This is a genomic window from Neorhizobium sp. S3-V5DH (assembly GCF_004343065.1).
Classification (GTDB): domain Bacteria; phylum Pseudomonadota; class Alphaproteobacteria; order Rhizobiales; family Rhizobiaceae; genus Neorhizobium; species Neorhizobium huautlense.
Genome location: NZ_SMCL01000011.1, coordinates 108631 through 134547 on the forward strand (window position 1 = coordinate 108631; position 25917 = coordinate 134547).

Here is a 25917-nt window from a genome sequence, read left to right on the forward strand (position 1 = left end):
CCGCATGAGGCCGGCCGATCGATGGAAACCGTCACATCTTCCAACACAGGTTTGGCGAATAATCGCTACCGGCCTTGATGATTTTCATCGGCGATTCCAGCGACAGCATCTTTCCGTCTTCCGACTTCGCGCCTTGCAGCAAGAGGTCGATCAAGGTTGCGGCATCGCGGCCTTGGCCGTCGGCATCATAACTCCAGACGCGGTCGAGCACGCCATCTTCGACTGCCTTGCAGGTGACGTTGTCGCCGCCGCCGGTGGCGTAAACCAGCGCCTTGCCCTGCAATGCGGCGTCCTTTACCGCAGCGCCAGCGCCCATGGTATGCACGTCCCAGTGGCCGAAGATGGCGCAGAGATCGGGGTTCTGCTGGAGAACGGTGGCGGTGATCTGCCGTGCCTTTTCCGGCTCCCAGTCCGAAGCCTGATTGGATACGACCTTGATCTCGGGATGTTCCTTGAACACCTTGAAGGCCGCGTCGTTCATCATCACGCTGTCGGCTGCCGTCAGCTGGCCGGGAATGATCGCCACTTTGCCGGATTTGCCGCTGTCCTTGCCGCAGGACTTGACGATATCCTCCGCGATTTCGCGGCCAATCCGTTCCCAGTTGGCACCGACGAAGGCGGACGATTGCTGGTTGGACTGCAGGTTGATCTGTAGCACCTTGATACCGGCGGCTTCCGCCTGCTTGATCTGGCGTGACAGCAGCTGAACCGTTGGGTTATGCACGACCAGAACGTCGGGCTTTTCGCTGATCGCCTTTGCCAGAAGCTCGGTCATGGCCTGGGTATTGAATGCCGGATCGCGGATATCGAGCGCGTAGCCGTAGATCGCCGCATGCTCCTTCATGCGCCGTGCCCAGCCCTCGGTCAGAGAGATGCCCATGGAAATCGGCACGAAGATAACCTTCTTGCCGGCAATGTTCGGATTGGCCTGCGCCTGCGGCACCGCCACAAGGGCCGCGCATGTCATCACCAGGGTCGCTGCAAAGACCCGGCGCAATTTGCCGATAGCTCTATTCAACATCTTCTCCTCCTCCGTTGAATTCATGATTTCGGTGTCTGTTTTGAAAGGCTGCCCTTATAGATCGCCGACCGTGTCGGTTTCGATGTCACGCGGATTGATGAACCGGTCGGCGACAATGGCCGTGATGAGAACCAGACCTTTCAGCACGTCCTGCGTCTGGGTCGAGAAATCCATCAGCGTCATGCCGTTGCGCAGCACGGCGATCAGTGCCGTTCCAATCAGGATGTTGCCGACACCGCCGCGTCCGCCACGCAAGGGAATGCCGCCCAGAACGACGACAAGAATGACATCGAACAACAGGCTGCCATTGGTGACGGTGCGAAAATCCACCGTTCCGCTTGCGGAAGATACGACCAGTCCCGCGATGAAAGCGGTGAATGCGGCAAACACATAGATTGCCGCGGTCGCGGTGCGCACCGGTAGTCCGGTCAAACGCGCGGCCTGGAAGTTATCACCCATCGCATAAGTGATCCGTCCCGGCACGGAATAGCGCAGCAGCCCCCAGGTGACGAGCAGGGTCGAGGCCATCAGCAGGAAAGGCACGGGAATGCCGGACAGCACGCTGGAAGACAGAAGCGCCACGGCCGGATTGCTCTTGTCGAGCAACAGCAGATACTCGCCGCGCAGGATAGCGAAACGGAAGAAGCCGGTGATCGACATGGCGGAGGCAAGCGTGGCGAGCATAGCCGGAATTTCCACATAGGCAATCAGCCAGGCATTCATCGCCCCGATCAGCGCCATGGCGAACAGGGTCAGACCAAAGGCGGCCCATCCGTTCAGCCCCGCATTGATGAGAATGCTGAAGGTGGCGGCCCCCGCGACCATCTGGGCGATCAGGGAAAGATCCAGCCCGCGGGAAATGATCACCACCGCCATGCCACAGCTGAGGATGACCAGCGAGGCGGAATTAGACAGCAGCACGCGCAGGTTTCCAGGCGTTGCGAAGCTATCGATCTTTATCGAAAACAGAGCGATCAGCAGGACGGTCGCCACCAGAACGACGGCACCGAGAATGTTGGTCCGCTTTTCGTCACGACCGAAAATGTTTGCCGGATTGATCATGAAGGTCACCCTTGTTGCCGCTTCGATGTGAGGAAAGTGGCCCGTCGGATTGGGCGGCCGTGGGAAAGGGTGGGGAGCGTCACGCCGCCTGGCATGGCAGCCATGGCTTGCCGTCCGACCTGCACACATGAAGAACGGCCCAGCACGAAGGCATGGGTTTGGTGATGCTTCATTCCAACCTCCCAACGCGGTCTCCCCACCGCGCCTGCAATCCGGGCAGCATGTCGCCTCCCGGTCATGCTGCTTGAGCGTCCCATCACGGGCACCGCTCGATCCTCAGCATGTCATCATCTTGCACATTTTTTATTAACGCACAAGAGAGTGAATATTGACTTGAAGAGAAAGCTGGCTCATTTATCGCGTCAGGGGCCGCAACTTGGGAGCGCGGCTGGGAAGGACGCATACATCTGCCTTGCCTCTTGCCTGACGGTTTCGGCCATCGCGGGATCATGGACTTTCGGGTGTTGCGCAGGGCGTCTGTCGCCGGAGGAAAACATGATGGACGGAAGCATGCAGCCGTTTCGGCTGACGCTCGACAAGTTTCTCGATCACGGCGCCAAGTGGCATGCACGTTCGGAAGTGGTGACGGCGGGGGCGAACGGGGCCGTGCAGCGTCTCACCTACAGTCAGTTGCGGGATCGCGCAAAGCGTGTATCCACCCTGCTAAAAAAGCGTTCGGTTCGTTTCGGTGATCGCGTCGCAACGCTTGCGTGGAACACGTCTGCCCATGTCGAAGCATGGTACGGAATCATGGGCATGGGAGCGGTATGCCACACCCTCAACCCGCGCCTTGCGCCAGCCGACATCGCGGCCATGCTGCTACAATCCCAGGCTCGTATCCTGATTGTCAGCGCCGATCTGGTCGCTCTCGCCTTTGCCGTGGCGGAAGACGCTCCAGAGGTCACGTCGATCCTGGTCATCGATGGAGACGTCCCTTCTGAGCAAGACGGCAGCCGGCTCCGCATCGAAGCTCTGGAGGCTTGTCTGGCCGAGGCCGATGGCGCTGGCCCCGAATGGGGCGCCTTCGATGAAACGGCGCCGAGCGGCCTCTGCTTTACCTCGGGGACGACCGGTGCGCCCAAGGGTGTAACCTATACCCACCGCTCCAGCTATCTCCACACGTTGCGTCTGCTGCAGGCCGATGTCTTTGCTATTGGTTGCAAGGATTCGGTGCTGGCCGTCGTGCCGATGTTCCACGCCAATGCCTGGGGCCTGCCGTTTGCCACGCCTGCCGTGGGTGCAAAACTCGTTCTGCCGGGCCGCCGCACCGATGGCGAAAGCCTGGCCAGATTGATCAACAGCGAGGCCGTGACCATCGCGGTCGGTGTTCCCACCGTCTGGCTGGGCCTGCTGGAGCATCTTGAAGCTGTCGGCGGCGATGTGCCGTCGCTGCAACGCATTCTGGTCGGCGGCGCGCCCTTGCCGCCTGCGCTAATGGAACGGCTTGAAAGCCGTCTCGGCGTCATCATTCAGACCAGCTGGGGCATGACGGAGCTTTCCCCTTCCGGGACTGTCGCGCATCCCGATGGGGGTCAGCGTCAGGCCGCCTTTGCCGGAAAGCCGGCCATCGGCGTTGATCTGCTGCTGACGGACGAGCAGGGCGTAACGCTTCCCGAACAGCGCAATGTGGAGGGGCATCTCCATGTGCGCGGCGCTGCGGTGGTGGAGCGGTATTTCGGTCAGGACGAGCCCGCAACTGACGCGGATGGGTGGTTTGCCACCGGCGATCTCGCAAGGATCGACGACGATGGAAATCTGATCATCACCGGCCGCGCCAAGGATCTGATCAAGTCGGGCGGCGAATGGATCAACCCTGCCGAAATCGAAGCCATCATCGGCGCATTGCCGTCTGTGTCGCTTGCGGCGGTGATCGGTCGCGCCGACATCAAGTGGGGCGAGCGACCGCTGCTGCTGGTCGAGCTGCGGCGAGAGGAAACCGTATGCGACGACGAATTGCTGGGGGCGCTGAAAGGCCGTATTCCGTCCTGGTGGATGCCGGATCGGGTCGTGCGCCTTGAGGCCATGCCCACCGCGCCAACCGGCAAGATCGACAAACTGCAATTGCGCAAAATCTACGGCAATGCCTGAACGCCTGATGCCAGGGAGGATCTGATGAGAGAAGCCGTCATCGTAAGCACCGCACGGACCGGGATCGGCAAAGCCTATCGCGGCGCGCTGAACGCGACGAAATCGCCGAGCATGGTCGGCCACGTCCTTTCCCATGCCGTCGAACGGGCAGGGATCGACCCGGCGGAAATCGAGGATTTCGTGCTGGGCACGGTGCTCTCAGGCGGTACGGCGGGTATGAATCTGGCCCGTTACGGCGTGCTTGCCGCAGGGTTCCCCGCAAGCATTCCCGGCCAGACCATGGACCGCCAATGCGCCTCCGGCCTGATGGCCATCGCCACCGCCGCCAAGCAGATTATCGTCGATGGTATGGATGTGGTGGCCGCCGGCGGACACGAAAATATTTCGGCGGTCCAGGATGCCTATTTCTCCTGGGCCTTCAAGGACGCGGATCCTGCTGTCGTGGCAAAAGCGCCGCACGCCTATATGCCGATGCTGCAGACCGCCGAATTCGTCGCGCAGAAATACGGCATAAGCCGCGAAGCGCAGGATGCCTATTCCTTGCTGTCGCAGCAGCGCACGGCGGCAGCCCAGCAGGCGGGTCGTTTTCAGGATGAGATCGTGCCCTTCGCTACCACGATGAAGTTCAAGGACAAGGTGACGGGAGAGGTGGTCGAGAAGCAGGTGGTTCTTGATCGCGACGAAGGCAACCGCCCGGACACGACAGCCGAGGGGTTGGCGAGCCTAAAGCCGGTCGTGGAAGGCGGGGTCATCACCGCCGGCAATGCCAGCCAGTTGTCCGATGGTGCGTCAGTCTTGGTCCTGATGGATGCGAAACTGGCGGAGCGGCGCGGCCTTGAACCGCTCGGCATTTATCGCGGCATGGCGGTGGCCGGATGCGCGCCGGAAGAAATGGGTGTCGGCCCCATCTATGCCATTCCGAAGCTGCTGAAGCAGCATGGGCTTCGCGTTGAAGACATAGGCCTTTGGGAACTCAATGAAGCCTTTGCGGTGCAGGCGCTGTATTGCCGCGACTTTCTCGGCATCGATCCCGACACATACAACGTCAATGGCGGCGGCATTTCCATCGGGCATCCCTACGGAATGACCGGGGCGCGGCTGGTTGGCCATGCCCTGATCGAGGGGCGCAGGCGCGGCGTGCGTTATGCTGTCGTGACCATGTGCGTCGGCGGCGGCATGGGAGCCGCGGGCCTGTTTGAAATTCCTGCCTGAAGAATGAATGTCATGCCGGTGCGACAGGCGCATCGGCAATTGACCTTCATCTTGCGCTACGCCATGACTCGCCTTCACAGAAGAGAGGTGTCCATTTTTGCCTGCAGAACGCAAAGCTGCGCCGAAGAAGTCCGTGAAGGCCGAACGACGCGCTGAAATGATCGAGCAGATCCTCGATACGGCCGAGTATCTGTTTTCCAGACACGGGCTTTATGGCGTCACGCTCAAGGATGTCGCCAAGAGCGTCGGCGTGCATCACACGCTGATCAATTACTACTTCAAGGACAAGAAGCAGCTTTTCGACGCTGTCTTCTCCCGTCGCGCCTCGGTGACGAGCGAGCGGCGCATGAAGATGCTCGATGAATACGAACTGGCCGCAAAGGGAAAGCCGACCGTCGAAGGCGCGTTGCGCGCATTTCTGGATACCGACCTCGACCTTTATATCGAAGGCGGCGAAAACTGGAAAAACTACGCAGCACTCGGTGCTCAGGTGGCGAACACGCCCGAATGGGGCGCGGACATGATGGATCAGCATTTCGATCCGGTCGTGCTTCGACTGATAGGTATTTTGAAGAAGGCGCTGCCCGATTGCGCGGAGGAGGATATTTTCTGGGGCTATCACTTCGTCACCGGCGCGCTGATGCTGACGCTTGCCCGCACGGGCCGCATCGACAAACTGTCCGGCGGCCTGTGCCGCTCCGATGATTTTCTCGCGGTGAAGCAGCGTATGGCCACTTTCATGGCTGCGGGCTTCGAAGCCATCTGCAAAAAGGCCTGCCGATAAGGTGGGTCAGGTCGCCTGTGGCGACGGCATTTTGCAACAACGTCAACTGTCATCACCGGCTGGCGCTCTTGCAACCATTTCCTTAACTCACTAATGAGTGAATAAACTATGATAGATCTTTGGAGGAGCGATATGGAGCAGGCTGGTCGGACTGCGATTGTGACGGGCGCGGGTGGAGGGCTTGGCCGTTGCCATGCCTTGCAACTGGCTCGGCTTGGCGCGCGTGTTGTGGTCAACGATCTCAACGAAGCCGCGGCCAAGGCCGTGGTGGAGGAAATTGTTGCCGGGGGCGGCGAAGCGCTGGCTTTTGAAGGATCGGTGACGGACGAGGCGCGGGTGGCGGTTATGGTGGATGAGGCGATGGCGCGCTTCGGCCGCATCGACATTCTTGTTAACAATGCCGGGATCCTGCGCGATAAAAGCTTCGCCAAAATGACCATGGCGGATTTCCGCCTTGTCGTCGAAGTGCACCTGATGGGCGCAGCAATATGTTCCAAGGCTGTCTGGGAGATCATGCGCGCCCAACAATATGGCCGCATCGTCATGACTACGTCTTCCTCTGGCCTGTACGGGAATTTTGGCCAAGCGAATTACGGTGCAGCCAAGATGGCGCTCGTCGGCCTTATGCAGACCCTGGCCATTGAAGGCGCGAAACATAATATTCGCGTCAACGCGCTGGCGCCTACCGCCGCGACGGCCATGACCGAAGGCCTGCTCTCCGCCGAGGCACTTGCATTGCTCGGGCCTGAAAAGGTCAGTCCGGGCCTTCTGGCGCTCGTTGGGGACGAGGCACCCACGCGTGCGATCCTCTGTGCAGGTGCCGGTCATTTCGCCACGGCAAACGTCACGCTGACGGCAGGGTGCCAAGTCGGAAGCGGTCCCTCTGTCGCGCAGGATGTAGTGAATTCTTGGAGCCGGATCAGCGAGCGCGACGGAGAAATCGTCCCCGCCTACGGCTTTACGCAGGCGGAACGAGAACTTCGCAGTGCCGGGTATTCTGATCTGCTGCTTGCAGAGGATCGTTAGCGCAGCATCTCCTGGCGGCTGATATCCGCCAAAGCACCTTCGCACGTGCAATCGCTTTTCGGGTCCTCTTCCGGCCAATTCTGATCCCATCGAAGTGAGATTTCTTTGGGATGGAGTTCAGCGAAAGGCCCCGTGAGGTTGAGAAACTGGTTCGAATTCAAACGACGGCGCCGCAAGCAGGGCTTGCATGACTTCCTAAACTGTTCTCTTCGGAGTTTGCCATGTCTTCATCTCTTCCGACCTCTCTATTGGAAAAGTTAGACGCCCGCTTCGGCACTCGGTTTGCGGCGTCTCAAACCTTTCGTGTGCATCACGCTCCGAGCCCATCAAACCATCTCACCGCGTTCCCCGACGCCGTCGTCTTCGCAGAAAACACCGAGGAAGTCGCCGATTCCGTTCGCATTTGTGTAGCGGAAGGGGTGCCGGTCGTCGCAGTTGGCGCTGGAACATCGCTGGACGGTCATTCGTACTCGACGGTTGGTCGCCTAGTGATCAATCTGTCGCGTATGTCGAAGATTATTCATTTCAACGGAGAGGACCTCAGCTGCACGGTTCAGGCCGGTGCCACCCGCGAACAGATAAACCAGCATTTGCGGGACACGGGTTTATTTTTCGCTGTGGATCCTGGCGCCAATGCTTCAATAGGCGGCATGGCATCTACACGCGCATCGGGTACCTGCGCCGTTCGTTATGGCACGATGAGTGAAAACGTTCTGGGACTCACGGTCGTTCTCCCCAGCGGGCGGGTCATTCGTACCGCAGGCAGGGTACGAAAACACGCTGGCTACGATTTGACACGGCTATTCATCGGCGCAGAAGGCACGCTCGGTATTATTACCGAAGTTACTCTCAGGCTACACGTTATCCCGGAAGATATTTCAGCAGCTGTATGCACTTTCGAAAGCATCGAAGAAGCAGTTTCCGCGGCTATTGAAATCGTGCAGCTGGGCATCCCAGTCGCTCGTATGGAGCTAATGGACCGCGCCCTGATCTCGTCCCTCAACACTTATTTCAACCTTTCTTTCATGGTCGAACACACGCTTGCTTTCGAATTTCACGGCTCGCCAGGAAGCGTGGAGGAACAAATTCATTTGGTCGCTGGTGTTGCTGAAGAGAATGGCGGCAAGATCTTCGAGCGTATGAACGACCCTAATGAACGCACTCAGTTATGGGCAGCGCGGCACCACGCACTCTACGCGGTCCTGTCGCAGAGGCCAAATTCCAAGGCTTGGTTATGCGATGTGTGCGTTCCGGTTTCCCAGTTGCGGGACTGTATCTTCAGGACGGCCGAACTCCTGCGGGCCTGCCCCTTGCCTTCTGCCATTTTTGGTCCTGTCGGTAATGGCAACTATCATGTTGTCTTTGCCGTCGATCCGGAAAGTCAGGCGGACATGCATGAAGCCGCGGTGATCAAGACAGTGATAGCTCGAAATGCGATTTCGGTGGGCGGCACGATGAGTGAACATGGCGTGGGTGCGGACAAGCTTGCCTGTCCATGCCAGGAGGATAGTGACGCCGTGGAGCTTATGAGGATCATTAAGACCGCAATTGATCCCGCCGATATCATGAATTCACCAAAGATCCTATCTCATTTTAGTCCGTAAGCGGAGAAGTGTCAGCCAGTGACCATGCATACAAAAGGGGGCGTTGTTTCGGTTCCTTCCGCTGCAGACGATATCTTTGCGGCTCTTGTTGTTCTGCGTCGGTCTGGACCACGAAACGCCTCCTAGGAAAGCCGACCGGAGCGAAGTCGGGCACCTGATCATCTCCGCCCGCTCCGCCAATAGCAGACCGGACATCTAGCACCGGTCATCCGAGCGAATGTCTCCCAGCGATTTCGACGGTCACCTCGCCGCCATTATTGGAAAGCCTGGCTTGCGAAGGCGTTCGTTGGTGTTTTGAACGGTGTCTTTTACCAAGCCGCACTGGGATCGCAGAACCAGCTGGAAGCGCCTTTCCCATCGTTCCACACCCAAACTATTTACGTTATCGGCTGCGGCTCCGCCGTTCTTGATGAGCAGGGCGACCTGGTCGAGGTCAAGATCGATCGCTTTGGCCTCCTGTGTTACCGCCAGCCGATAGATCAATCAAACCAACCATAGAAACCCCTTGACCTCAAGTATGCTTGAGGAGGTATGGCAATATCCGGGCCTGATTATATGGGCTCCGCGCGGAGCCTTGCGGCGGCCGCAGCGAACGCCAAAGCCGGACAAACAAATGCTTTCGAAGTTTCCCAAGACCACTTCTACTCCTCCTCCTTCCGTTCGTAGTCGCATCGTGCGACGAAGGCCGCGCTAGGTTAGACATCTCGATCAATGCCTCGGCCGTTGAGCTCGGGTCGCCTGGCTATCCTCTACGTGTTCTATCCACACTGGCGAAGTGGGGCGTCGAGCCAAACCGCCTCGAAGTCGAGATCACCGAGAGTCTCGCGGTCAGTGGAGAAGAGCAGACCACGCGGAACGTCACGATACTGAGAGAAGCGGGAGTGCGGCTCGCGATCGATGACTTCGGCACCGGGCACTGGTCATTCGCCAGGGTTCAGGGCATGACTGCGGACCGGATCAAGATCGACAAATCGTTTATTCAGGACATCGCTCAACGCCGAAGCATAGCCGTCGTCGAGGCGATTATTACCATGGCTCGCGCTCAAGGGCTGGATACGACGGCCGAGGGCGTCGAGACTAATGAACAGCGAGATGCGTTGATATCGCTCGGATGCGACAACGTCCAAGGCTTCTTGCTCTCACGGCCGATCTCCCGTGGACAGATTATCGCTCTTTTCGGTGCAGGAAAAAGGGCGCACGGGATCTGCTAGAAGGGAGATACGTTTCCACGCGGAACTGAGCCTTGAGTGTCGTCGAATTCACCGGACATCTGGAGGGTCCCTTCGTTGTGGATACGCTTCACCCTGAGGCCTCCAGCGGCGCTCAATTTTCATGACGCGGAGATGAAATTTTCGTTGTCAGGCGAACGCTGCCTCGCCAATGTGGGATAGTGGCTAAACGTCATTGTCCTCACGCGTGTCATGAGCAATGTCGTGGAGCGCCTGCAGGTCTTCGGGGCTGTGCTGCGCCGCAAGGATCACACTAAGGAAAGCGGCTCTGGCGATCTCCTTCCTGGTTGCTTCAGGGTGACGATCCTTAACCGCTTCGATGAGCACCTTTGGCTTCATACCAGGTTGGGCTAGCTCTCGTATGGTGCTGGCGATCTTCTCGATCTCGCGCGTTTTCCTTTCGCGCATGTCACTCCTGGGGACTAACTCCGCGAGGGCTTCTGTCAGGACTACGTGAAATCCTGATGACCTTCTTGCGGATGCCTCGGGGTGGGGCCGCACTCCGCCTTAAAATGGTCTCTGTCGCTCCTCACCTTCCGAGGTTGATCAGGCCTCGAGCTGAGCGAGAAAATTCCGTCGGCAAGATATTGATGAGGAGAGCGGCAATGACAGCCCAGGAGCTTATCCAGGCACGGGAGGTGCTTGGTTTTACGCAATCTGATCTGGCGGATCGACTTGGTCTCCCGTTGGTGGAAGTCCAGAAGCTGGAATCCGGCAACGGCGAGATCCCCACCATCCATCGTCTTGCGGTCGACATGGTTCGACTACAGGTGGCCCGTGAGAAAATGAGCGTTCGGGTACTGTCGGGAGAACTTCAGACCCTTGTCAATCACTTGGGACGGCGGCTTTATCCGAATTGATAGGAGCCGACGTCGTCACGTTTGGACCGATCGCAGCCGCACAGCGGCTGGCAGTGGGGGACCGCTGACACGGGATTGGTCGAGGCGATTGCGCTGCTCCGACGGCGCTATTCGGCTTGCGCGTCTTCGTCCGCTGACAGCAGATCGACAAGCGCGGCGAGCCGGCCGGTGGGCAGGCTCCGCCCTTCGCCCATCAATGCCTCGTCATTGTTAATCCAGGCCCAGGCCTCGGCAAGTTCAGCCGGCGCGGCGCCACTCGCGATAATTTCGGTCACGAGCGTTTCATCAACTGGGCCAAGGACCGAGACGACGTCCTGAGAAGTCATAGTCATGTCGCTTGTCTCCTTTCCCGTGAAAAATCCATCCATCTTATATGGCAGCAAAGGTGAGGAGGGTCTAATTTTGTGTAGACGTTCGACTCCTCTTGAAACCTTAACCACCTGAATTACATCATTTATGCCGGCCGCCGGATGGGGTCGGCTACAAAGTCCAGGAGGCGCTGACCGCTTTTTGGCGTCTCTTGTATCCATGTTGCTTCAAAGGAGGATATGGCTATGAGGACAAACCTCGATTTTTCTCCCCTGTTCCGATCCAGTATCGGCTTTGATCGGATGTTGGACGCACTCCAGGCAGCGAGCCGCATCGAGACCATCGATAACTGGCCGCCCTACGACATTGTAAAAACCGGGGAAGACGACTATCGAATCGCGATGGCCGTCGCAGGTTTCTCGCAGGACGAATTGACTATGACCCAAGAGCAGAACCTGCTCATTATCTCGGGTCAGAAGGCGAATGCCGAAGATGTCCAGTATCTGCATCGCGGTATCGCTGGTCGGAGCTTCCAGCGCCGGTTCGAATTGGCTGACCACGTCAAGGTCGTGGGAGCCGACCTCGTCAACGGCCTCCTGACCATCGACCTCAAGCGGGAAATCCCTGAAGCGATGAAGCCGCGTCGGATCGAGATCAGCACCGACGAAGCTTTGCCCAAGGTCGATACCAAACAAATCGAAGCTGAGAAGCAGGCGGCTTGATCGCCGTCAGCGCGTGAGACGCAGGCGCCGGGGCACCCCGGCGCCCACGGATGAAGCCTGCCCATCGACAGAAAGGAGGAAACCATGAGTGTCCGTGATCTCATTCCCTGGGGCCGCAACAATGGTAATCCAGTCCCCAGTCTGTTGCGCGATAACGATCGTGATCCATTCCTTTCCTTGCATCGCGAGGTAAACCGGTTATTCGACGACGTTTTCCGAGGCTTTGGTTCCGGCCTGCCGTCATTGATCGGAACCAACAGCTTTAGCGGCGGATGGCCGAGCGTCGAGATCTCTGACAACGAGAAGGAGATCAAGGTGACGGCCGAGGTGCCGGGTCTGGAGGAAAAGGATATCGAAGTCCTGCTCAACGATGGTGTGCTGACGCTAAAAGGCGAAAAGCGCTCGGAGACGGAAAACAAGGATCGCCAGTTCTCGGAGCGCTATTACGGCTGGTTCGAGCGCCGCATCCCGCTCGGTGTCGAAGTCAAGGACGACCAGGTCGATGCCCGCTTCAAGAACGGCGTGCTGACGGTGACCCTGCCGAAGACGGAAAAGGCGCAGTCGCAGGTTAAGCGGATCGCCATCAAGAGCTAACGATCAGATCTGCCCGACGGCCGGCCTTGTGGCGGCCGTGGGGATCCTTCGCTAATCGGGAGGGATGAATGATGGAGAATGTCAGAGAGACAGACTACGCAATCAGCAAACCAGTTTCCGGTTTCTGGCCTTTGAACGACAACCGGCGCCGGCATCCTTCCTTCGGCCGCTCGCTATTTCCTGAGGACGCAGTCGCCCGGATCTATAAGCCGGCACACTCGGTGACGACGTCCGGTAACGCGAGAGCGAACGGCTGGAGACTCGTCTTCGAGCGTCGCGACGCACCGCTCATCGAGCCCTTGATGGGTTACACCGGCGGCGGTGACACGCTCACACAGGTCGAACTGCAATTCCCGACCCTCCAATCCGCCATTCGCTACGCCGAGCGACAGGGCTTGAGCTACGTCGCGCAGAGGAGGGCAGCCAAGCCGGCCCGCCGGGTCAAGCGACGGTTGGGCCAACGACCGAAGCGGTCGTCCCACACCTTCTCCGACACCACGCTGAAGCGGCTCGGCCTTGCGGCACTTCAGGAGAGCTATGGTGAGGCGCTCGACCGTGCAGCAGACCGCAATGACCCAGCCGGTCCGCAAAGCTGGCACTCACCGATGGATGTTGTCGGTGACCCGACGCTGTCCTTGGAAGCCAAGCGCTCGATACTGATGAACTGGGCCTGGACCGAGTACCTGGCCGATCAGGCGACCAATGAGGGCATGCCCGAAAATCAACGGCCCTCGCGGCTCGACGAGGTCGAGCAGGCGCTGCTCGCGCTCGAACGGCATGCAGGTCTTGGGGATCGTGGCGTCACGATCGCTCAGCAAGCCGCATGAGGTGTGTCCATGGATCCAAATGTCGTCTTCGATTGCGAAAAGATCGTGCCGAATCCGTACGCGCTGGCTCTTGCCGCCGCGGCTCGTGCTCGAGCGCTCAATCGCGGTGCGGAGCCCCGGGTTAATGTTTCGGCCGCAAATGCGACTGAACGTGCGCTGCAGGAAATCGCCAGCGAGGCTTTCAGCAAGGACGAGCTGGTGCCGTTCCTACCCGAGCAGCAAACGTTTACTCCGGCTTGCCATTCCGCCCACAGAAAATGGCTTCGCGATAACAGCGCGGAAAGAGCTGTTGCCGCACCCGGCTCCCTGCCAAGGGGGACGGTTCATTGATGATGAAACCAACCGATGAGGAGAACGAACGATGATGAAGTCTTTGTCTTCTAGCAACCGGACGGCTTTCGATGTCGTCAATATCGTCGCCGGGCTCGGACTTTTAGTTTCGCCGTGGCTGTTCGGCTTCGCCACCGAGACCTATGCCGCGTGGAACGCCTGGATCGTTGGCGCAGCTATCACCGTGTTTGCCGCCTCGGCGCTCTATGCCTTCTATCAGGTGGAGGAATGGGGCAACCTTGTCCTCGGCCTTTGGACCTTGGTCGCCCCGTGGGTCCTTGGCTTCTCGGCGGTTACGACCGCGCATTGGGTCCATGTTATTGCCGGTATCGTCGTCGCCGTTCTTGCCGCAGGCAACATCTGGTCCACCCATAACCGTCCATTCTCGGCCGCCTAAAGGGAGACCGGAAGCGGGTCCGGAACTCCGGGCCTGCTTCCTTGTTGAGCACTGCGCCTGGTCGGTAACCCTTTTTTTGAGGAGCAAACCATGTTCGATACCGCGCGGGTCCGCCGGATTGTCGCCTCATTCACTGTCGCCGCTGCAGCCATCCTGTTCAGCATATCGCCGGGTCCTGCGCAAACGTCGGGATCGTCAGCGGCGTCCGCCAGCTTGCCGACACTGGCACCGATGCTCGAGCGGGTTACGCCGGCTGTCGTCAATATCGCAGTCGTCTCCCGCGCGCCGGTACAAGACAATCCGCTCTATGGCGACCCCAATTTCCGTCGCTTCTTTAAACTGCCCGAGCAGCAACAGCAGGCCAGGATGAGTGCCGGCTCCGGCGTCATCGTCGACGCCGCCAAAGGATATGTGCTGACCAACCATCACGTTATCGATGGCGGCACCGAGATTTCGGTGACACTCAAGGACGGCCGGCAGCTGGCGGCAAAGCTCGTCGGCAGCGACAAAGAAACCGACATTGCGCTGCTCCAGATCGAGGCTAAAAATCTCGCAGCCATTGAGATCGGCGATTCCAATACACTCAAAGTCGGCGACTACGTCGTCGCCATCGGCAACCCGTTCGGTTTGGGACAGACCGTGACGTCGGGCATCGTCAGCGCGTTGGGGCGCAGCGGCCTTAACATCGAAGGCTATGAAGATTTCATTCAGACGGATGCCTCGATCAATCCCGGAAATTCGGGTGGTGCCCTGGTAAGCCTCGACGGAAAACTGATCGGAGTGAACACTGCTATCCTCAGCCCGGCCGGAGCCAATGTCGGTATCGGGTTTGCAGTTCCGAGCAGCATGGCGGCATCTGTGATGGATCAACTGATCACCCACGGCAAGGTGGAGCGGGGCAGGCTCGGCATCGGCATCCAGGATCTTACGCCGGACCTGGCAGAGGCTCTTAAGCTGGGGGACCTGCGCGGCGCGCTGATTGCCAATGTTGAACGCGGCTCCGCGGCTGACGAGGCCGGATTAAAGTCCGGGGACGTCGTCATCGCAACGGATGGGCGCGCCGTTCACGGAGCGACTGATCTCAGAAACCGCATCGGCCTCACACCGGCTGGCAGGACGATCAGACTGACCGTGAAGCGTGGTGATGATGAGATGGTAATTGCGGTCACCATTGTCGCTGAAGACCGATCAATGGCTGATCTTTCCGGCACCCCGTTTGACGGCGCCACAATGCGGGCCGCCTCAAGCGAGGAGGCCCAGCAAACCGGAGGTCCCGGGGTGGTGATCGAGAAGGTGGAGCCCGGAAGCGCCGCAGCACGCGCCGGCCTTCGAGACGGCGACCTGATTCTCGCGGTCAACAGAACACCCGTTGCGTCCGTCGCAGATTTGCAACGCGCGACCGCCGCAAGGCCAGCCACATTGGCCCTTGAATTGGTTCGTGAAGGCGCGGGCCTCCTTCTGGTGGTGCGGTAGACATGGATCTATGAAGGGATATGGATAAGAAGACTCAGTTCAAAAACTTGCACTGGATCGTCGCCTTCTTCATTCTGTTGGCTTTCCAGCATTTTTTGCGACCGCTTATCACTTAGCTCGGATACCCTACAGGCAGTTCGAGACCGACCTGAGAGATGGCAAGTTCGCAGAGGTTGCGGTCTCCGACAACTTCGTCCAAGGCCGCTACAAAGAGCCGCAAAACGAGCGCCCGTTCTTCTTCACCACGCGGGTCGATGCTGACCTGGCTCAGCAGTTCCTGCAACACCGCGCCGTGATTACAGGTCGAGAGCACCTTCCCCCGCGATCTGCTGTCATGGCTGATCCCGTGGCTCTCTTCGCCGCCACGGTTGACGAGGAGGTGCGCCGGATCGTCAATGACACATTCGAACGAACTTTGGCTCTTCTTCAGGAGCAAACGGAACTACTGATCCGCTCCGCCGAAACCCTTCTGCAGAGCGAGACACGCGAAGAAAACGATCTCGCCTCACTTATGGAGGGCGCGATTGAAGCGGATGGTCGAAGGGGCCCCGGTTAAAAACGTCAGGGAAAAGCAGAAGCCGTAAGGGATTTCCGTGCAGCTAATTCAGATGGATCTGCCGCGATTCCCGCCCATGCTCAAACTGTCGACTGATCTCCGAGACGCGGTTTAACCCCTTGGCGCGTCAGGAAAGTGTCCGCAAATTTCTCTTGCTCCCGATCTTGAAAGTGAAAAACCTTAAAACCAAATCGAAATGCATCGGCAGCCCAGATGGGGGCCGATAATGGGAGACGCGAAGTTTCCTGTGCGTCTCCATTCCATGTTGCTTTACGGAGGATATGGCAATGAGAAGCGAATTTGACTTCACACCGCTCTATCGGTCGAGCATTGGTTTCGACCAGATCTTCAATCTTCTCAACAACGCACAGCGTCTGGATGGGGTCGACACTTGGCCACCCTACGACATCGTCAAGACCGGCGAGGACAACTACCGGATTAGCATCGCCGTCGCGGGTTTTGCGGAGAACAACCTTGACATCCAGCAGGAGCGTAACGTCCTTGTCGTGAAGGGGTCGGCCAACCAGCCCCAGGATGGCGAGTATCTGCATCGCGGAATCGCAACTCAGGCATTTGAACGCCGGTTCGAGCTTGCCGCTCACGTCACGGTGGAGAACGCAACCCTGAAGAACGGATTGCTGATGATTGCGCTTAAGCGCGAGATCCCGGACGCCATGAAGCCGCGCCGCATTACCATCGGTAAGGTGTCTGCTGACGCAAAGCGGCAGCAGATCGAATTTGACAAGAAGGTTGCTTGATCATGCGTCCGCAGGCCAAGCCCTTTGTGGTAGAAATCAAAAAGCGTCGCAGGATCAAGGCAGATGGAGGCCGTCCGTCGCGATCGCCTTCATCATTGTCGGCGAAATGGCCGGCTGTGCAATCCCGGCCCCAATCGGCAGTCTCCCCCGCCTGACCGGAGGACACGGCTGAACTGGCCATGAAGCCCTTCGGCAATATTACTCTCCTTGGATCTTTCCGCCGGGCACCCTCCGGCGGGCTTTGTCGTGATTGCTCAAGACTTGTCGAACTTGCATGTGAAGACGGAGAAGTAACATGACACGCTCTGCAATGTTCCTGACCGCATCCGCGCTCACCCTGCTGATTGCGGCAACGCCGGCGCTGGCCCAGGAGACGCGGCCCGCTGAACCCGCTGGTTTCTGGCTCACCACACCCTACCCAGAACTGTCCTTAGGGGCCGGCAAGACCGAAAACATTCCACTGACGCTGCGTAATTCGAATCTGCCCCCGCAGCGTGCGCAGATCGAGGTTTCCGGCATTCCAGCTGGCTGGAAGTGGGCCTTGAAGGGGGGCGCGCGGGAGGTATCGGCCGCCATCGTCGCTCCCAACGAGAGTGAGAAACTGACGCTCGAAATCACTCCACCTGCCGATGCGACCGGCACGGCCGTTCCGATTGAAATCCGTGCCCGGCATGATGACGAACTGACCACACTTCCCCTGACGGTTCGTCTGGCGGAGGCGAAGGCAAGCGGTGTGACGCTTGATCCTGAACTTCCTGCGCTAAAGGGAGGCCCACGTTCGACCTTCAGCTACAAGATCCGGGTCAAGAATGAAGGTGCCGAGGACGCGTTGTTGAACCTTTCTGCGACTGTCCCTGATGGCTTCCGGACGCGTTTCAAGCAGGGCTACGGATCCGAGGAGATTACCGGCGTCCCCGTCCAGGCCGGATCCACAGCAGATGTGACGATGGAAGTCCTCCCTACTCGTTCGGCGTCCGCCGGACGTTATCCAATTGCGTTCCAGGCCGCGAGCGGCGCGATGAGCGCCAGCACCGATCTCAGTTTGGAGATCACCGGCGAGCCCCAGATCAGCATCGTTGGACCGCAGGAGCGTCTGAGCGGTGAGGCGGTAGCCGGAAAAACGTCGAACTTCACGTTCACCGTCGCCAATAACGGGTCCGCTCCCGCTGAAGGACTGGAACTCTCCTCCACACCACCTTCCGGCTGGAAGGTCGCCTTCGAGCCAGAGCAGGTCGATGTCCTTGCTCCCAATTCCACACGTGAGATCAACGTGTCCATTACGCCGTCTGAGCGGGCGGTGACGGGCGATTATATGGTCAGCTTGCGGGCCAACGGTAGCGGGATTTCGGAATCCGTTCAGTTCCGCACGACAGTGCGTGCCTCCACGTTATGGGGAATGGCCGGCCTCGGCGTGATTGCCGTCGCCATCGGCGTACTGGGAACCGCAGTTACAAGGTATGGCCGGCGATGAGTACGACAGTTATCGAAGCCCATAACCTTGCCAAACGATATGGTGAAAGCGTTGCGGTTGCCGGCATCGATCTCTCGGTCCAGCGAGGCGAGGTTGTCGGCCTGCTCGGTCCCAATGGGGCCGGAAAGACCACCACGATCCTGATGCTTCTGGGACTGACGGAAGCAAGCGGCGGCAATGTTAGCATCCTTGGCAAGGATCCCCTGCGCCAGCCGCTCGCTGTGAAACGTGAGGTCGGTTATCTGCCTGACTCCGTCGGCTTCTACGACACGATGACCGGCCGCGAAAATCTAAGCTACACAGCACGTCTTTCCGGCCTCTCCCGGGACCATGCCCGAGAGAAAATCGCCGCGGCGCTCGACAAGGTACGATTGGCGAACGTCGCCGACCGGCGGGTCTCAACCTATTCTCGCGGGATGCGCCAGAGGCTTGGTATCGCGGAACTTCTCATGCGGGACTGCCGGATCGCCATTCTCGACGAGCCCACCTCAGGTCTTGATCCGCAGTCGACGCAGGAACTGCTTGAGCTTATCCAGCAATTGAGCCGGGAAGGTATGACGATTCTGATCTCATCGCATGCGCTAGATGCTGTACAGTCGGTCTGCCACCGGGTTGCCCTGTTCAACAAAGGACGGATCGGCTTCATCGGGACCGTTGAGGAGCTGGCCGCCAAGATCGGGGGCGGGCCATTCGTTGTCGACGTAGAGGCGTCCGGTGTCGATCTGCAAAAGGCGGCGGTTGGGGCGGCGGGTGTCCGCCGCGTTTCCAGGTTGAACGAGACCGTCTGGCAAGTGGAAGCAGACCGTGACGTGCGGCCTGAGCTGGCCCGTCTCATTGTCCAGGCCGGGGGTAGCCTGATCAATCTTGATCTGCGCCGCGCCCGCTTGGATGAAGCCTATAACCGCTATTTCAGGGAGTATGACCATGAAGCGTGAAGGATCGCCGTTTCAAGGTGTGATGACGGTCGCTCTCAAAGAGGCGGCCGATCATATGACGAGCGCCCGGATGCACGTCATCATGCTGCTCGTACTTTTGACCGCGGTCGGCGCCGTCTATGGCGCTATCGATCGCATTAGGGAGACGACCGCTGAAGACCCATTCCTGTTCCTGAAGCTTTTCACGGTCGCCAGGGAACCCGTACCATCGTTCGCTTCATTTCTTGGCTTCCTGTTGCCGCTGGTCGCGATCGCCCTCGGCTTCGATTCGGTCAATGGGGAATACGGCCGGCGCACCATGAGCAGGTTGCTTGCGCAGCCGATCTATCGGGATGCCCTGCTGTTTGGAAAATTCGTGGGTGGCCTCCTGGTGATCGCTATCGCGCTCCTGGTGATGTGGCTGCTGATGCTCGGCATGGGAATACTCAGGCTCGGTCTTCCGCCCTCCATGCCGGAACTAGTGCGAAGCGTCGTCTATCTGGCTGCGACCCTCTTTTACGCCGGCGTCTGGCTTGCCCTCGCCATGGCTTTCTCCACGTTCGTCCGCTCGACAGCGACCTCCGCTCTCGTGGCGCTGGCGATCTGGCTGATCCTCAGCCTTTTCTGGGGCATGCTCTCTCCGTTGCTCGCAGGAGTTCTTTCGCCGGTCGATCCCTACAATCCCGTGTCGCTTCTTGCCAACTTTGAGACCCAGCAAGCATTTAGCCGATTATCGCCGCAAACTCTCTATGGAGAGATATCTGCCATGCTTTTGGATCCGGCCGCGCGGTCTGTTGGGCCGTTGTTCCTGGATCAGTTGCAGGGTGCGGTCATTGGGGCGCCGTTGCCGACGATCGACAGCCTGCTGATCATCTGGCCTCAAATATCCGGGCTCGTTGCGGCAATGCTCGTCCTGTTTGCAATCGCATACGTGCTGTTCCAGCGCCAGGAAGTCAGAGCTTAAGGCAGTCGTGAACGCGGCGGGCCGTCCTCCAGCGTTCACGAACCGAGATTTGGTAGGAGATGGCGAACCAGCGTTATAGCTCTCTCTTCTCCGGTATTGCGACTGATGCGCACGGCACTGTCCAAGCCGGTGGACCGGTCTTCAAATATTATTGAAATTCGAGGTATATCCCGCCCTTGAACGGAGAGATCGATGAGCCAGGATCCATATGAGCTTTTAGGCCTGAAGCGAAATGCGACGCAGAGGGAAATACAAAGCGCATTCCGCCAGGCTGCCAAAAAACTGCACCCGGATCTGAATCCCGGCGACAAAAAGGCCGAGGCAAAGTTCAAGGAGATCTCGGCGGCTTATGAACTTCTGAGCGACGAGGAAAAACGTGGCCGCTTCGATCGTGGCGAGATTGACATGACAGGGGCCGAACAGGCTCCGCGAAACTTCTATCGAGAATATGCCTCGGCGAGTCGCCCCGGTGACGCTTATCATAATGGCGCCGGTTTCGCCGACTTTGGCGACGGGGACGACATCTTCGCAAGCTTCTTCTCGCGTCGCTCCGGCGGGCGCCGCTCCCAACAATACCGAGCGCCTGGGAACGACCGGCATTTCTCGATGGAGATCGATTTCCTGGACGCCGTCAACGGAACAAAGACCCAGTTGACTCTTCCCCAGGGCTCGACGCTCGACGTTCAGATCCCGCCTGGAACTCGCGATGGCCAGACGTTGAGGTTGCGCGGCCTGGGCGAGCCCGGTATCGGGGGCGGGCCGGCCGGCGATGCTTTGATTGATATCGTGGTCCGACCGCATCCGATCTATACGCGCGAAGGCAACGACATCCGCCTTGATGTGCCCATTACGATCCGAGAGGCAGTACTTGGAGGCACGGTCCGCGTACCCACGCCTTCCGGGCCTGTGAATCTCAAATTGCCGCCGAACTCCAACAGCGGGAAAGTATTCCGCCTTACCGGCAGGGGCGTTCGAGAGCGCGGCGGTCAGGCCGGAGATGTTTACGTCACTGTAAAGATCGTCCTGCCGGACGCGCCCGACGAAGCACTGACGGCATTTGCCGAAAGTTGGGTTGCGGGAATGGGCCAAAACCCGAGAAGGAATATGGAGGGTTGACCGTGGATGATCTTGAATTCCGCCTCCAACTCAAGATCGAGGCGAGTGAACTTGATCTTTGGTTAGATCACGGCTGGTTGGAGCCTCAAGGATCTGTTGACCACAAACGCTTTCGGGATGCGGATCTTGCCCGGGCCAGGTTGATCCTCGACCTTTCCCGAAACATGGGCGTCAATGAAGAGGGGATCGATATTGTAATGGAGCTGGTTGATCAGCTTCACGGCGTTCGTGGCGCGCTCAAGGATCTCATCGCTGCTATCGCTCAGGAGGATGCGATGGTACAGCGGCGCCTGCTGGCGGCCTTGGAGAGGCTTTGAGGGGGCACTCAGCCTGCTCCAGCGCAAGATCCTTGTCGCGCTTTGAGAATTCACAGAATGCAATGAGGAGGTTCGTTCGGCGCTTGCTTCCATCGGAGACGCGATCCGTTTTCTCATTTGAGTCAGCAGCTTAGCGAGGTTCTCTAACCGCTGCGGATTTTGTGTTTTTCCTCTTGAAATCCAAAAAGCGCAAAACCAGATCATTTGGCGCAAAAACGCTCGCGCGAGGTTTGCACCCGCGGGGCGGTCCCGGGGTACCTCGACAGTCACGACTAGTGAAGCACCCCTCAATGTTCCATCGGTCAAGATCAATGGAGCCAGGCTATGAGAAAGGAAAACATCGACAGTCACGTCACAGAAGATGCGACGGCTGCGATCAGCGCTGCCCATCTTCTTCATCCAGAAAAACATTTCGATAACCCCCGCGACGTGTTGGCGGCCGACCACATTGGCAGGGACGAGAAGCGGGCGATCCTTGCCTCATGGGCTTCGGACATGTCCGCCATCGAATCCATGCCGGCGTTGCGCCGTTATCCGGGCATGGAGGCCGTCGTCACTTATGACGAAATCCTCCAGGCCCTGAAAGCACTCGACCGCGACTGCGCGCCCCTCCCCGAGCAGGCTCCGCCGGTCTTGATCCAACAGCGCAGGAGCAGCCGCAGGAAGCCAGGGAACCGACGGCTTCGTGACCGTTTCGGACTGTGCAGCTACTGGAAGGGAGGACGCCACCGACCGCTGTTTGAAATCTGAAGATTTGAACCTTCCGCGTGCCACATGATGGGCGCGGACATGATTTTTGCCGACGACTCTTTGCTCATTCGAGGAGGTTTTGCCGATGAAGATCGCTCAGATCGCACCGCTCGCCGAAAGCGTTCCGCCGAAGCTTTATGGAGGAACCGAACGGATCGTTTCTTATCTCACCGAAGAACTTGTCGCCCAGGGCCACGACGTCACCCTCTTTGCCAGCAGCGATTCCGTCACGGACGCGAAGCTCGTGGGGTGTTCGGAGGTCGCGCTACGGCTTAACCCCGCCGTCCGAGACCACCTGCCGCATCAAATCGTCATGCTGGAGGAGATCCGCCGCCGGGCGTCCGACTTTGATGTTCTCCACTTCCATATCGACCTGTTGCATTTCCCGCTGATCCGCGATTTCGCCGACCGAACGGTGACCACGCTGCATGGCCGCCTCGACCTGCCGGACCTGCGTCCCTTCTATCAGGCCTTTCCCGATATCCCGCTGGTTTCGATCTCCAACGACCAGCGCCGCCCGATGCCTCCAGTCAACTGGTCCGGAACCGTCTATCACGGGCTGCCCGCCAACCTCCTTCCCTTCACGGCCACACCGAACGGCAACTACCTCGCCTTCCTCGGTCGTATTTCCCCGGAGAAGCGCCCGGATCGAGCAATCGAGATCGCCGCAAAGGTCGGCATGCCGTTGAAGATCGCGGCCAAAATCGACAATGCCGACAAAGCCTATTGGGAGACGGTGATCGAGCCAATGGTCAAACGCCATCCGAATGTCGAATTCGTGGGCGAGATAAACGAACACCAAAAGGCAGCCTTCCTCGGCAATGCCGGCGCTCTGCTCTTCCCAATCGATTGGCCAGAGCCTTTCGGGTTGGTGATGATCGAGGCCATGGCGTGCGGCACGCCGGTGATCGCCTTCCGATGCGGCTCCGTTCCGGAGGTGGTCGATAGCGGCGTTTCCGGCATTCTGGTCGACAGCGTGACCGAGGCGGCCGAAAATGTCGAATGGGCATTGCGAATGGACCGGAGAAAAGTGCGCGCCACGTTTGAAAAACGCTTCACGGCCGAACGAATGGCGCGGGACTACCTCGAACTCTATCGCAATCTACCAGGTGTTCGCACCAAGGCCGCGCATATCCGCCGGTCGAACGGCCATGCGCTCGACCTGCAAGTGGTCGCCTGAAGTTCTAAGGAGAAGCCATGTCGATTGCCTCTGCGGACAACCTGACCGGCGTGCTGGCCAGCGCCAGCGCACCGGTCGCGCAATTCTTCATTCCGGCTGCCGCATCGCTGCAGGAGCGGCGGCCACGCACCCTGAAACACGGCGATACCTTCGCCCTCTTCGACCACAACGGCGACGCACTTTCCGGCCCAGGCAGCCCGGAAGGGCTCTTTCACCGGGATACCCGCTATCTTTCCCATCTCTACCTGTCGATCAACGGGAAGCGCCCGATGCTGCTGTCGTCGACATTGCGCGACGACAACGCAACACTGACGTGCGACCTGACCAATCCTGATCTTTTCGACGACAACGGCAAGCTCATTTTAGAGCATGACCTCATCCATTTGCGCAGGTCGCGCTTCCTGTGGAAGGCCAGCTGCCACGAGCGGCTGACCGTCAAAAACTATCACGAGCGGCCGCAGCGTATCCGCATCGAGATCGCGTTTGCGGCAGACTTTGCCGATCTTTTCGAGGTCCGCGGCACGGTTAGGGCCAGAAAGGGGCGCCAGCTTCCGGCTGTCATCGAACAGAATTCCATCCTCCTTTCCTACATCGGTCTCGACAGTCAGAAACGACTGACACGGCTCTCCTTCGACCCGCAGCCCGACAGGCTCGCCAGCGACCTTGCCGTCTATGACCTTGACCTGGCGCCGCACGAAAGCCGGTCGCTGTTCATCGAGATCGGCTGCGACCAAGCGGCGCCAACCGATAGAGCCGGCTACCGCTCGTTCTTTTTTGCCTTGCGGGATGCCCGTCGTGCCTTGCGCGGCTCGTCTTCGCGCGCGGCGTCGATCGTGACCTCGAACGATATCTTCAATGAAGCCGTTCGCCGCAGCGTTTCCGATCTGTACATGCTGATGACCGACAAGCCGGAAGGCCCCTATCCGTACGCCGGCATCCCATGGTTCAGCACCGTCTTCGGCCGAGACGCCCTCATCACGGCGCTGCAGACGCTTTGGCTCGACCCGGAGATAGCACGCGGCGTGCTCGGCCATCTGGGGGCCAACCAGGCGACGGAAGTGGACCCGGCCTCCGATGCAGAGCCAGGCAAAATCCTGCATGAGGTCCGCTACGGCGAAATGGCCGAACTCGGAGAGGTTCCCTTCCGACGCTATTACGGGAGCATCGATTCGACGCCGCTGTTCCTCATGCTGGCCGGCGACTACCTGAAGCGGACGGGCGAACTTTCGACGATCTTCCGTCTTCTGCCGCATATCGAAGCGGCGCTGACATGGATCGACGAGCACGGCGATCGCGACGGCGACGGTTTCGTCGAATACGGGCGGCAGACGGAAGAGGGGCTGATCAACCAGGCATGGAAAGACAGCCAGGATTCTGTCTTCCATGCCGACGGAACGCTGGCCCGAGGTCCGATCGCCATTGCCGAGGTGCAGGCCTATGTCTATGGCGCGTGGCTGAGTGCTGCGGAGATTTTCCGTCGGCTCGATCGGCCCGAACGGGTCGCCCACCTCCAGGCGAGGGCGGAAGGCCTGCGCCGCGCCTTCGATGCGGCGTTTTTCGACGAGGAGCTCGGCACTTATGTGCTGGCGCTGGATGGCGATAAGCGCCCATGCCGGGTTCGCTCGTCGAATGCCGGCCACGCGCTCTTCACAGGCATTGCCTATCCGGAAAGAGCAGGACGGGTCGCGCGTACGCTCATGAGTGCATCCTCCTTCTGCGGCTGGGGCATTCGCACCATCGCATCGAGAGAAGCACGCTACAATCCGATGAGTTACCACAATGGCTCGGTCTGGCCGCATGACAATGCAATCATCGCCAGCGGCTTAGCGCGATATGGCTTTCGCACGGACGCGGCACGGATATTCGACGGGCTGTTTGCGGCCTCGACCTATATTGACCTGCGGCGGCTTCCCGAACTGTTCTGCGGGCTGCCCCGCCAGCGCGCCCACGGGCCGACATTCTACCCCGTGGCTTGTTCACCGCAGGCCTGGGCTGCGGCCGCTCCGCTTTCGCTGCTGCAATCATGCCTCGGCCTCGATTTCGACCCGCATGCGTTACAGATCAGCTTCAATGAGCCTCAGCTTCCGGCATTCCTCGACGAGGTCACCTTGCGGCATCTTCTGATCGCTGGCGGCTCGGCCGACGTTTCCATCCGCCGATCGGGTGGGCAGGTCGTGGTCGATGTCGTCGATAGCAAGGGGGAAGTTCGGGTAGTGACATCATCTGCTGGCAATGCAGCCGCCGATTGATCCGCCTCTTGTTGGCGTTGCAGCAATCGCCTCTGGTCGATTGCGTAATGCCGCCGTTCGTGGTGCGCCAGCCGAAGCTCCGTCTAGATGGAAACGATTGGCCT

At 59.3% G+C, this 25917-nt stretch carries 28 protein-coding genes and 1 pseudogene; 23 read left to right on the plus strand and 6 right to left on the minus strand.

Annotated elements, in window-relative coordinates; genetic code table 11:
* Nucleotides 1-31: 31 nt before the first annotated feature.
* Nucleotides 32-1021, minus strand: coding sequence for a sugar ABC transporter substrate-binding protein (locus tag EDE09_RS16520; RefSeq protein WP_165924199.1), 990 nt, complete (start codon nucleotides 1019-1021; stop codon nucleotides 32-34).
* A 54-nt stretch (nucleotides 1022-1075) separates the two neighbouring features.
* On the minus strand, nucleotides 1076-2083 hold the full coding sequence (locus tag EDE09_RS16525) for an ABC transporter permease (RefSeq protein WP_165924200.1): 1008 nt from the start codon (nucleotides 2081-2083) through the stop codon (nucleotides 1076-1078).
* A 495-nt stretch (nucleotides 2084-2578) separates the two neighbouring features.
* Between EDE09_RS16525 and EDE09_RS16530 the strand changes: the two genes are divergently transcribed.
* From EDE09_RS16530 to EDE09_RS16550, 5 genes are all read left to right on the plus strand, one after another.
* On the plus strand, nucleotides 2579-4171 hold the full coding sequence (locus tag EDE09_RS16530; protein ID WP_132411792.1) for an AMP-binding protein: 1593 nt from the start codon (nucleotides 2579-2581) through the stop codon (nucleotides 4169-4171).
* A 24-nt stretch (nucleotides 4172-4195) separates the two neighbouring features.
* Nucleotides 4196-5383, plus strand: coding sequence for an acetyl-CoA C-acyltransferase (locus EDE09_RS16535; protein ID WP_132411794.1), 1188 nt, complete (start codon nucleotides 4196-4198; stop codon nucleotides 5381-5383).
* A gap of 97 nt (nucleotides 5384-5480) precedes the next feature.
* Nucleotides 5481-6167: a TetR/AcrR family transcriptional regulator gene (locus tag EDE09_RS16540; protein WP_245505170.1), complete on the plus strand. Its 687-nt coding sequence runs from the start codon at nucleotides 5481-5483 to the stop codon at nucleotides 6165-6167.
* 132 nt (nucleotides 6168-6299) lie between these two features.
* A complete protein-coding gene (locus EDE09_RS16545) occupies nucleotides 6300-7193 on the plus strand; it encodes an SDR family NAD(P)-dependent oxidoreductase (protein ID WP_132411796.1) in 894 nt (297 codons plus the stop codon).
* Between the two features lie 221 nt (nucleotides 7194-7414).
* Entirely contained in the window at nucleotides 7415-8797 is a 1383-nt protein-coding gene (locus tag EDE09_RS16550; protein ID WP_132411798.1) for an FAD-linked oxidase C-terminal domain-containing protein, read from the plus strand.
* 240 nt (nucleotides 8798-9037) lie between these two features.
* On the opposite strand, the gene EDE09_RS16555 is transcribed toward EDE09_RS16550, so the two are convergent.
* A complete protein-coding gene (locus EDE09_RS16555; protein WP_132411800.1) occupies nucleotides 9038-9280 on the minus strand; it encodes a hypothetical protein in 243 nt (80 codons plus the stop codon).
* 215 nt (nucleotides 9281-9495) lie between these two features.
* Here EDE09_RS16555 and EDE09_RS16560 point away from each other — a divergent pair.
* Nucleotides 9496-10008: pseudogene (locus tag EDE09_RS16560) on the plus strand (EAL domain-containing protein); the annotation flags it as partial.
* A gap of 183 nt (nucleotides 10009-10191) precedes the next feature.
* Here EDE09_RS16560 and EDE09_RS16565 read toward each other — a convergent pair.
* The gene (locus EDE09_RS16565) at nucleotides 10192-10434 is read right to left on the minus strand and encodes a hypothetical protein (protein ID WP_132411804.1); all 243 of its coding nucleotides are present in this window, start codon (nucleotides 10432-10434) and stop codon (nucleotides 10192-10194) included.
* Nucleotides 10435-10631: 197 nt separating this feature from the next.
* Here EDE09_RS16565 and EDE09_RS16570 point away from each other — a divergent pair, with 197 nt between their 5' ends.
* Entirely contained in the window at nucleotides 10632-10886 is a 255-nt protein-coding gene (locus tag EDE09_RS16570) for a helix-turn-helix domain-containing protein (RefSeq protein WP_132411806.1), read from the plus strand.
* 107 nt (nucleotides 10887-10993) lie between these two features.
* On the opposite strand, the gene EDE09_RS16575 is transcribed toward EDE09_RS16570, so the two are convergent.
* Nucleotides 10994-11218: a hypothetical protein gene (locus EDE09_RS16575; RefSeq protein WP_132411808.1), complete on the minus strand. Its 225-nt coding sequence runs from the start codon at nucleotides 11216-11218 to the stop codon at nucleotides 10994-10996.
* A 222-nt stretch (nucleotides 11219-11440) separates the two neighbouring features.
* Here EDE09_RS16575 and EDE09_RS16580 point away from each other — a divergent pair, with 222 nt between their 5' ends.
* The 6 genes from EDE09_RS16580 (at nucleotide 11441) to EDE09_RS16605 (ending at nucleotide 15538) form a co-directional block, all read left to right on the plus strand.
* Nucleotides 11441-11917, plus strand: coding sequence for an Hsp20 family protein (locus EDE09_RS16580; RefSeq protein WP_132411810.1), 477 nt, complete (start codon nucleotides 11441-11443; stop codon nucleotides 11915-11917).
* Nucleotides 11918-12001: 84 nt separating this feature from the next.
* Nucleotides 12002-12511 (plus strand): Hsp20/alpha crystallin family protein, encoded by a 510-nt coding sequence (locus EDE09_RS16585; RefSeq protein ID WP_132411812.1) that lies wholly within the window; start codon nucleotides 12002-12004, stop codon nucleotides 12509-12511.
* Nucleotides 12512-12579: 68 nt separating this feature from the next.
* Nucleotides 12580-13338 (plus strand): NADH dehydrogenase ubiquinone Fe-S protein 4, encoded by a 759-nt coding sequence (locus EDE09_RS16590; RefSeq protein ID WP_132411814.1) that lies wholly within the window; start codon nucleotides 12580-12582, stop codon nucleotides 13336-13338.
* 9 nt (nucleotides 13339-13347) lie between these two features.
* Nucleotides 13348-13668: a DNA-directed RNA polymerase subunit omega gene (locus EDE09_RS16595; protein ID WP_132411816.1), complete on the plus strand. Its 321-nt coding sequence runs from the start codon at nucleotides 13348-13350 to the stop codon at nucleotides 13666-13668.
* Nucleotides 13669-13699: 31 nt separating this feature from the next.
* A complete protein-coding gene (locus EDE09_RS16600; RefSeq protein WP_132411818.1) occupies nucleotides 13700-14065 on the plus strand; it encodes an SPW repeat protein in 366 nt (121 codons plus the stop codon).
* A 90-nt stretch (nucleotides 14066-14155) separates the two neighbouring features.
* A complete protein-coding gene (locus tag EDE09_RS16605; RefSeq protein WP_132411820.1) occupies nucleotides 14156-15538 on the plus strand; it encodes a DegQ family serine endoprotease in 1383 nt (460 codons plus the stop codon).
* A 112-nt stretch (nucleotides 15539-15650) separates the two neighbouring features.
* Here the strand turns inward: EDE09_RS16605 and EDE09_RS28680 are convergent, their stop codons facing one another.
* Nucleotides 15651-15851 (minus strand): hypothetical protein, encoded by a 201-nt coding sequence (locus EDE09_RS28680; RefSeq protein ID WP_245505171.1) that lies wholly within the window; start codon nucleotides 15849-15851, stop codon nucleotides 15651-15653.
* Between the two features lie 21 nt (nucleotides 15852-15872).
* Between EDE09_RS28680 and EDE09_RS28685 the strand changes: the two genes are divergently transcribed.
* From EDE09_RS28685 to EDE09_RS16655, 10 genes are all read left to right on the plus strand, one after another.
* Nucleotides 15873-16094 (plus strand): hypothetical protein, encoded by a 222-nt coding sequence (locus EDE09_RS28685; RefSeq protein ID WP_245505172.1) that lies wholly within the window; start codon nucleotides 15873-15875, stop codon nucleotides 16092-16094.
* 287 nt (nucleotides 16095-16381) lie between these two features.
* Nucleotides 16382-16852 (plus strand): Hsp20 family protein, encoded by a 471-nt coding sequence (locus EDE09_RS16615; RefSeq protein WP_132411822.1) that lies wholly within the window; start codon nucleotides 16382-16384, stop codon nucleotides 16850-16852.
* A 295-nt stretch (nucleotides 16853-17147) separates the two neighbouring features.
* A complete protein-coding gene (locus tag EDE09_RS16620; protein WP_132411824.1) occupies nucleotides 17148-18323 on the plus strand; it encodes an NEW3 domain-containing protein in 1176 nt (391 codons plus the stop codon).
* On the plus strand, nucleotides 18320-19258 hold the full coding sequence (locus EDE09_RS16625) for an ABC transporter ATP-binding protein (RefSeq protein WP_132411826.1): 939 nt from the start codon (nucleotides 18320-18322) through the stop codon (nucleotides 19256-19258). Before EDE09_RS16620 ends, EDE09_RS16625 begins: the two co-directional genes overlap by 4 nt.
* Complete coding sequence (locus tag EDE09_RS16630) at nucleotides 19248-20201, plus strand: ABC transporter permease subunit (protein ID WP_132411828.1); 954 nt, start codon at nucleotides 19248-19250, stop codon at nucleotides 20199-20201. The genes EDE09_RS16625 and EDE09_RS16630 overlap by 11 nt, the downstream gene beginning before the upstream one ends.
* 192 nt (nucleotides 20202-20393) lie before the next feature.
* Nucleotides 20394-21317 (plus strand): J domain-containing protein, encoded by a 924-nt coding sequence (locus EDE09_RS16635; RefSeq protein ID WP_132411830.1) that lies wholly within the window; start codon nucleotides 20394-20396, stop codon nucleotides 21315-21317.
* A gap of 2 nt (nucleotides 21318-21319) precedes the next feature.
* Nucleotides 21320-21634, plus strand: coding sequence for a chaperone modulator CbpM (locus EDE09_RS16640; protein WP_132411832.1), 315 nt, complete (start codon nucleotides 21320-21322; stop codon nucleotides 21632-21634).
* Between the two features lie 324 nt (nucleotides 21635-21958).
* Nucleotides 21959-22384: a hypothetical protein gene (locus EDE09_RS16645; protein ID WP_132411834.1), complete on the plus strand. Its 426-nt coding sequence runs from the start codon at nucleotides 21959-21961 to the stop codon at nucleotides 22382-22384.
* An 85-nt stretch (nucleotides 22385-22469) separates the two neighbouring features.
* Nucleotides 22470-23564: a glycosyltransferase family 4 protein gene (locus EDE09_RS16650; RefSeq protein ID WP_132411836.1), complete on the plus strand. Its 1095-nt coding sequence runs from the start codon at nucleotides 22470-22472 to the stop codon at nucleotides 23562-23564.
* 17 nt (nucleotides 23565-23581) lie between these two features.
* Complete coding sequence (locus EDE09_RS16655; RefSeq protein ID WP_132411838.1) at nucleotides 23582-25813, plus strand: amylo-alpha-1,6-glucosidase; 2232 nt, start codon at nucleotides 23582-23584, stop codon at nucleotides 25811-25813.
* Nucleotides 25814-25917: the final 104 nt, after the last annotated feature.

Bases quoted from the DNA above. Each gene is read 5' to 3' on its own strand.
- EDE09_RS16520 (WP_165924199.1), bottom strand. From the start codon at position 1,021: ATGTTGAATAGAGCTATCGGCAAATTGCGCCGGGTCTTTGCAGCGACC.
- EDE09_RS16525 (WP_165924200.1), bottom strand. From the start codon at position 2,083: ATGATCAATCCGGCAAACATTTTCGGTCGTGACGAAAAGCGGACCAAC.
- EDE09_RS16530 (WP_132411792.1), top strand. From the start codon at position 2,579: ATGATGGACGGAAGCATGCAGCCGTTTCGGCTGACGCTCGACAAGTTT.
- EDE09_RS16535 (WP_132411794.1), top strand. From the start codon at position 4,196: ATGAGAGAAGCCGTCATCGTAAGCACCGCACGGACCGGGATCGGCAAA.
- EDE09_RS16545 (WP_132411796.1), top strand. From the start codon at position 6,300: ATGGAGCAGGCTGGTCGGACTGCGATTGTGACGGGCGCGGGTGGAGGG.
- EDE09_RS16550 (WP_132411798.1), top strand. From the start codon at position 7,415: ATGTCTTCATCTCTTCCGACCTCTCTATTGGAAAAGTTAGACGCCCGC.
- EDE09_RS16565 (WP_132411804.1), bottom strand. From the start codon at position 10,434: ATGCGCGAAAGGAAAACGCGCGAGATCGAGAAGATCGCCAGCACCATA.
- EDE09_RS16570 (WP_132411806.1), top strand. From the start codon at position 10,632: ATGACAGCCCAGGAGCTTATCCAGGCACGGGAGGTGCTTGGTTTTACG.
- EDE09_RS16575 (WP_132411808.1), bottom strand. From the start codon at position 11,218: ATGACTATGACTTCTCAGGACGTCGTCTCGGTCCTTGGCCCAGTTGAT.
- EDE09_RS16580 (WP_132411810.1), top strand. From the start codon at position 11,441: ATGAGGACAAACCTCGATTTTTCTCCCCTGTTCCGATCCAGTATCGGC.
- EDE09_RS16585 (WP_132411812.1), top strand. From the start codon at position 12,002: ATGAGTGTCCGTGATCTCATTCCCTGGGGCCGCAACAATGGTAATCCA.
- EDE09_RS16590 (WP_132411814.1), top strand. From the start codon at position 12,580: ATGATGGAGAATGTCAGAGAGACAGACTACGCAATCAGCAAACCAGTT.
- EDE09_RS16595 (WP_132411816.1), top strand. From the start codon at position 13,348: ATGGATCCAAATGTCGTCTTCGATTGCGAAAAGATCGTGCCGAATCCG.
- EDE09_RS16600 (WP_132411818.1), top strand. From the start codon at position 13,700: ATGATGAAGTCTTTGTCTTCTAGCAACCGGACGGCTTTCGATGTCGTC.
- EDE09_RS16605 (WP_132411820.1), top strand. From the start codon at position 14,156: ATGTTCGATACCGCGCGGGTCCGCCGGATTGTCGCCTCATTCACTGTC.
- EDE09_RS28685 (WP_245505172.1), top strand. From the start codon at position 15,873: ATGGCTGATCCCGTGGCTCTCTTCGCCGCCACGGTTGACGAGGAGGTG.
- EDE09_RS16615 (WP_132411822.1), top strand. From the start codon at position 16,382: ATGAGAAGCGAATTTGACTTCACACCGCTCTATCGGTCGAGCATTGGT.
- EDE09_RS16620 (WP_132411824.1), top strand. From the start codon at position 17,148: ATGACACGCTCTGCAATGTTCCTGACCGCATCCGCGCTCACCCTGCTG.
- EDE09_RS16625 (WP_132411826.1), top strand. From the start codon at position 18,320: ATGAGTACGACAGTTATCGAAGCCCATAACCTTGCCAAACGATATGGT.
- EDE09_RS16630 (WP_132411828.1), top strand. From the start codon at position 19,248: ATGAAGCGTGAAGGATCGCCGTTTCAAGGTGTGATGACGGTCGCTCTC.
- EDE09_RS16635 (WP_132411830.1), top strand. From the start codon at position 20,394: ATGAGCCAGGATCCATATGAGCTTTTAGGCCTGAAGCGAAATGCGACG.
- EDE09_RS16645 (WP_132411834.1), top strand. From the start codon at position 21,959: ATGAGAAAGGAAAACATCGACAGTCACGTCACAGAAGATGCGACGGCT.
- EDE09_RS16650 (WP_132411836.1), top strand. From the start codon at position 22,470: ATGAAGATCGCTCAGATCGCACCGCTCGCCGAAAGCGTTCCGCCGAAG.
- EDE09_RS16655 (WP_132411838.1), top strand. From the start codon at position 23,582: ATGTCGATTGCCTCTGCGGACAACCTGACCGGCGTGCTGGCCAGCGCC.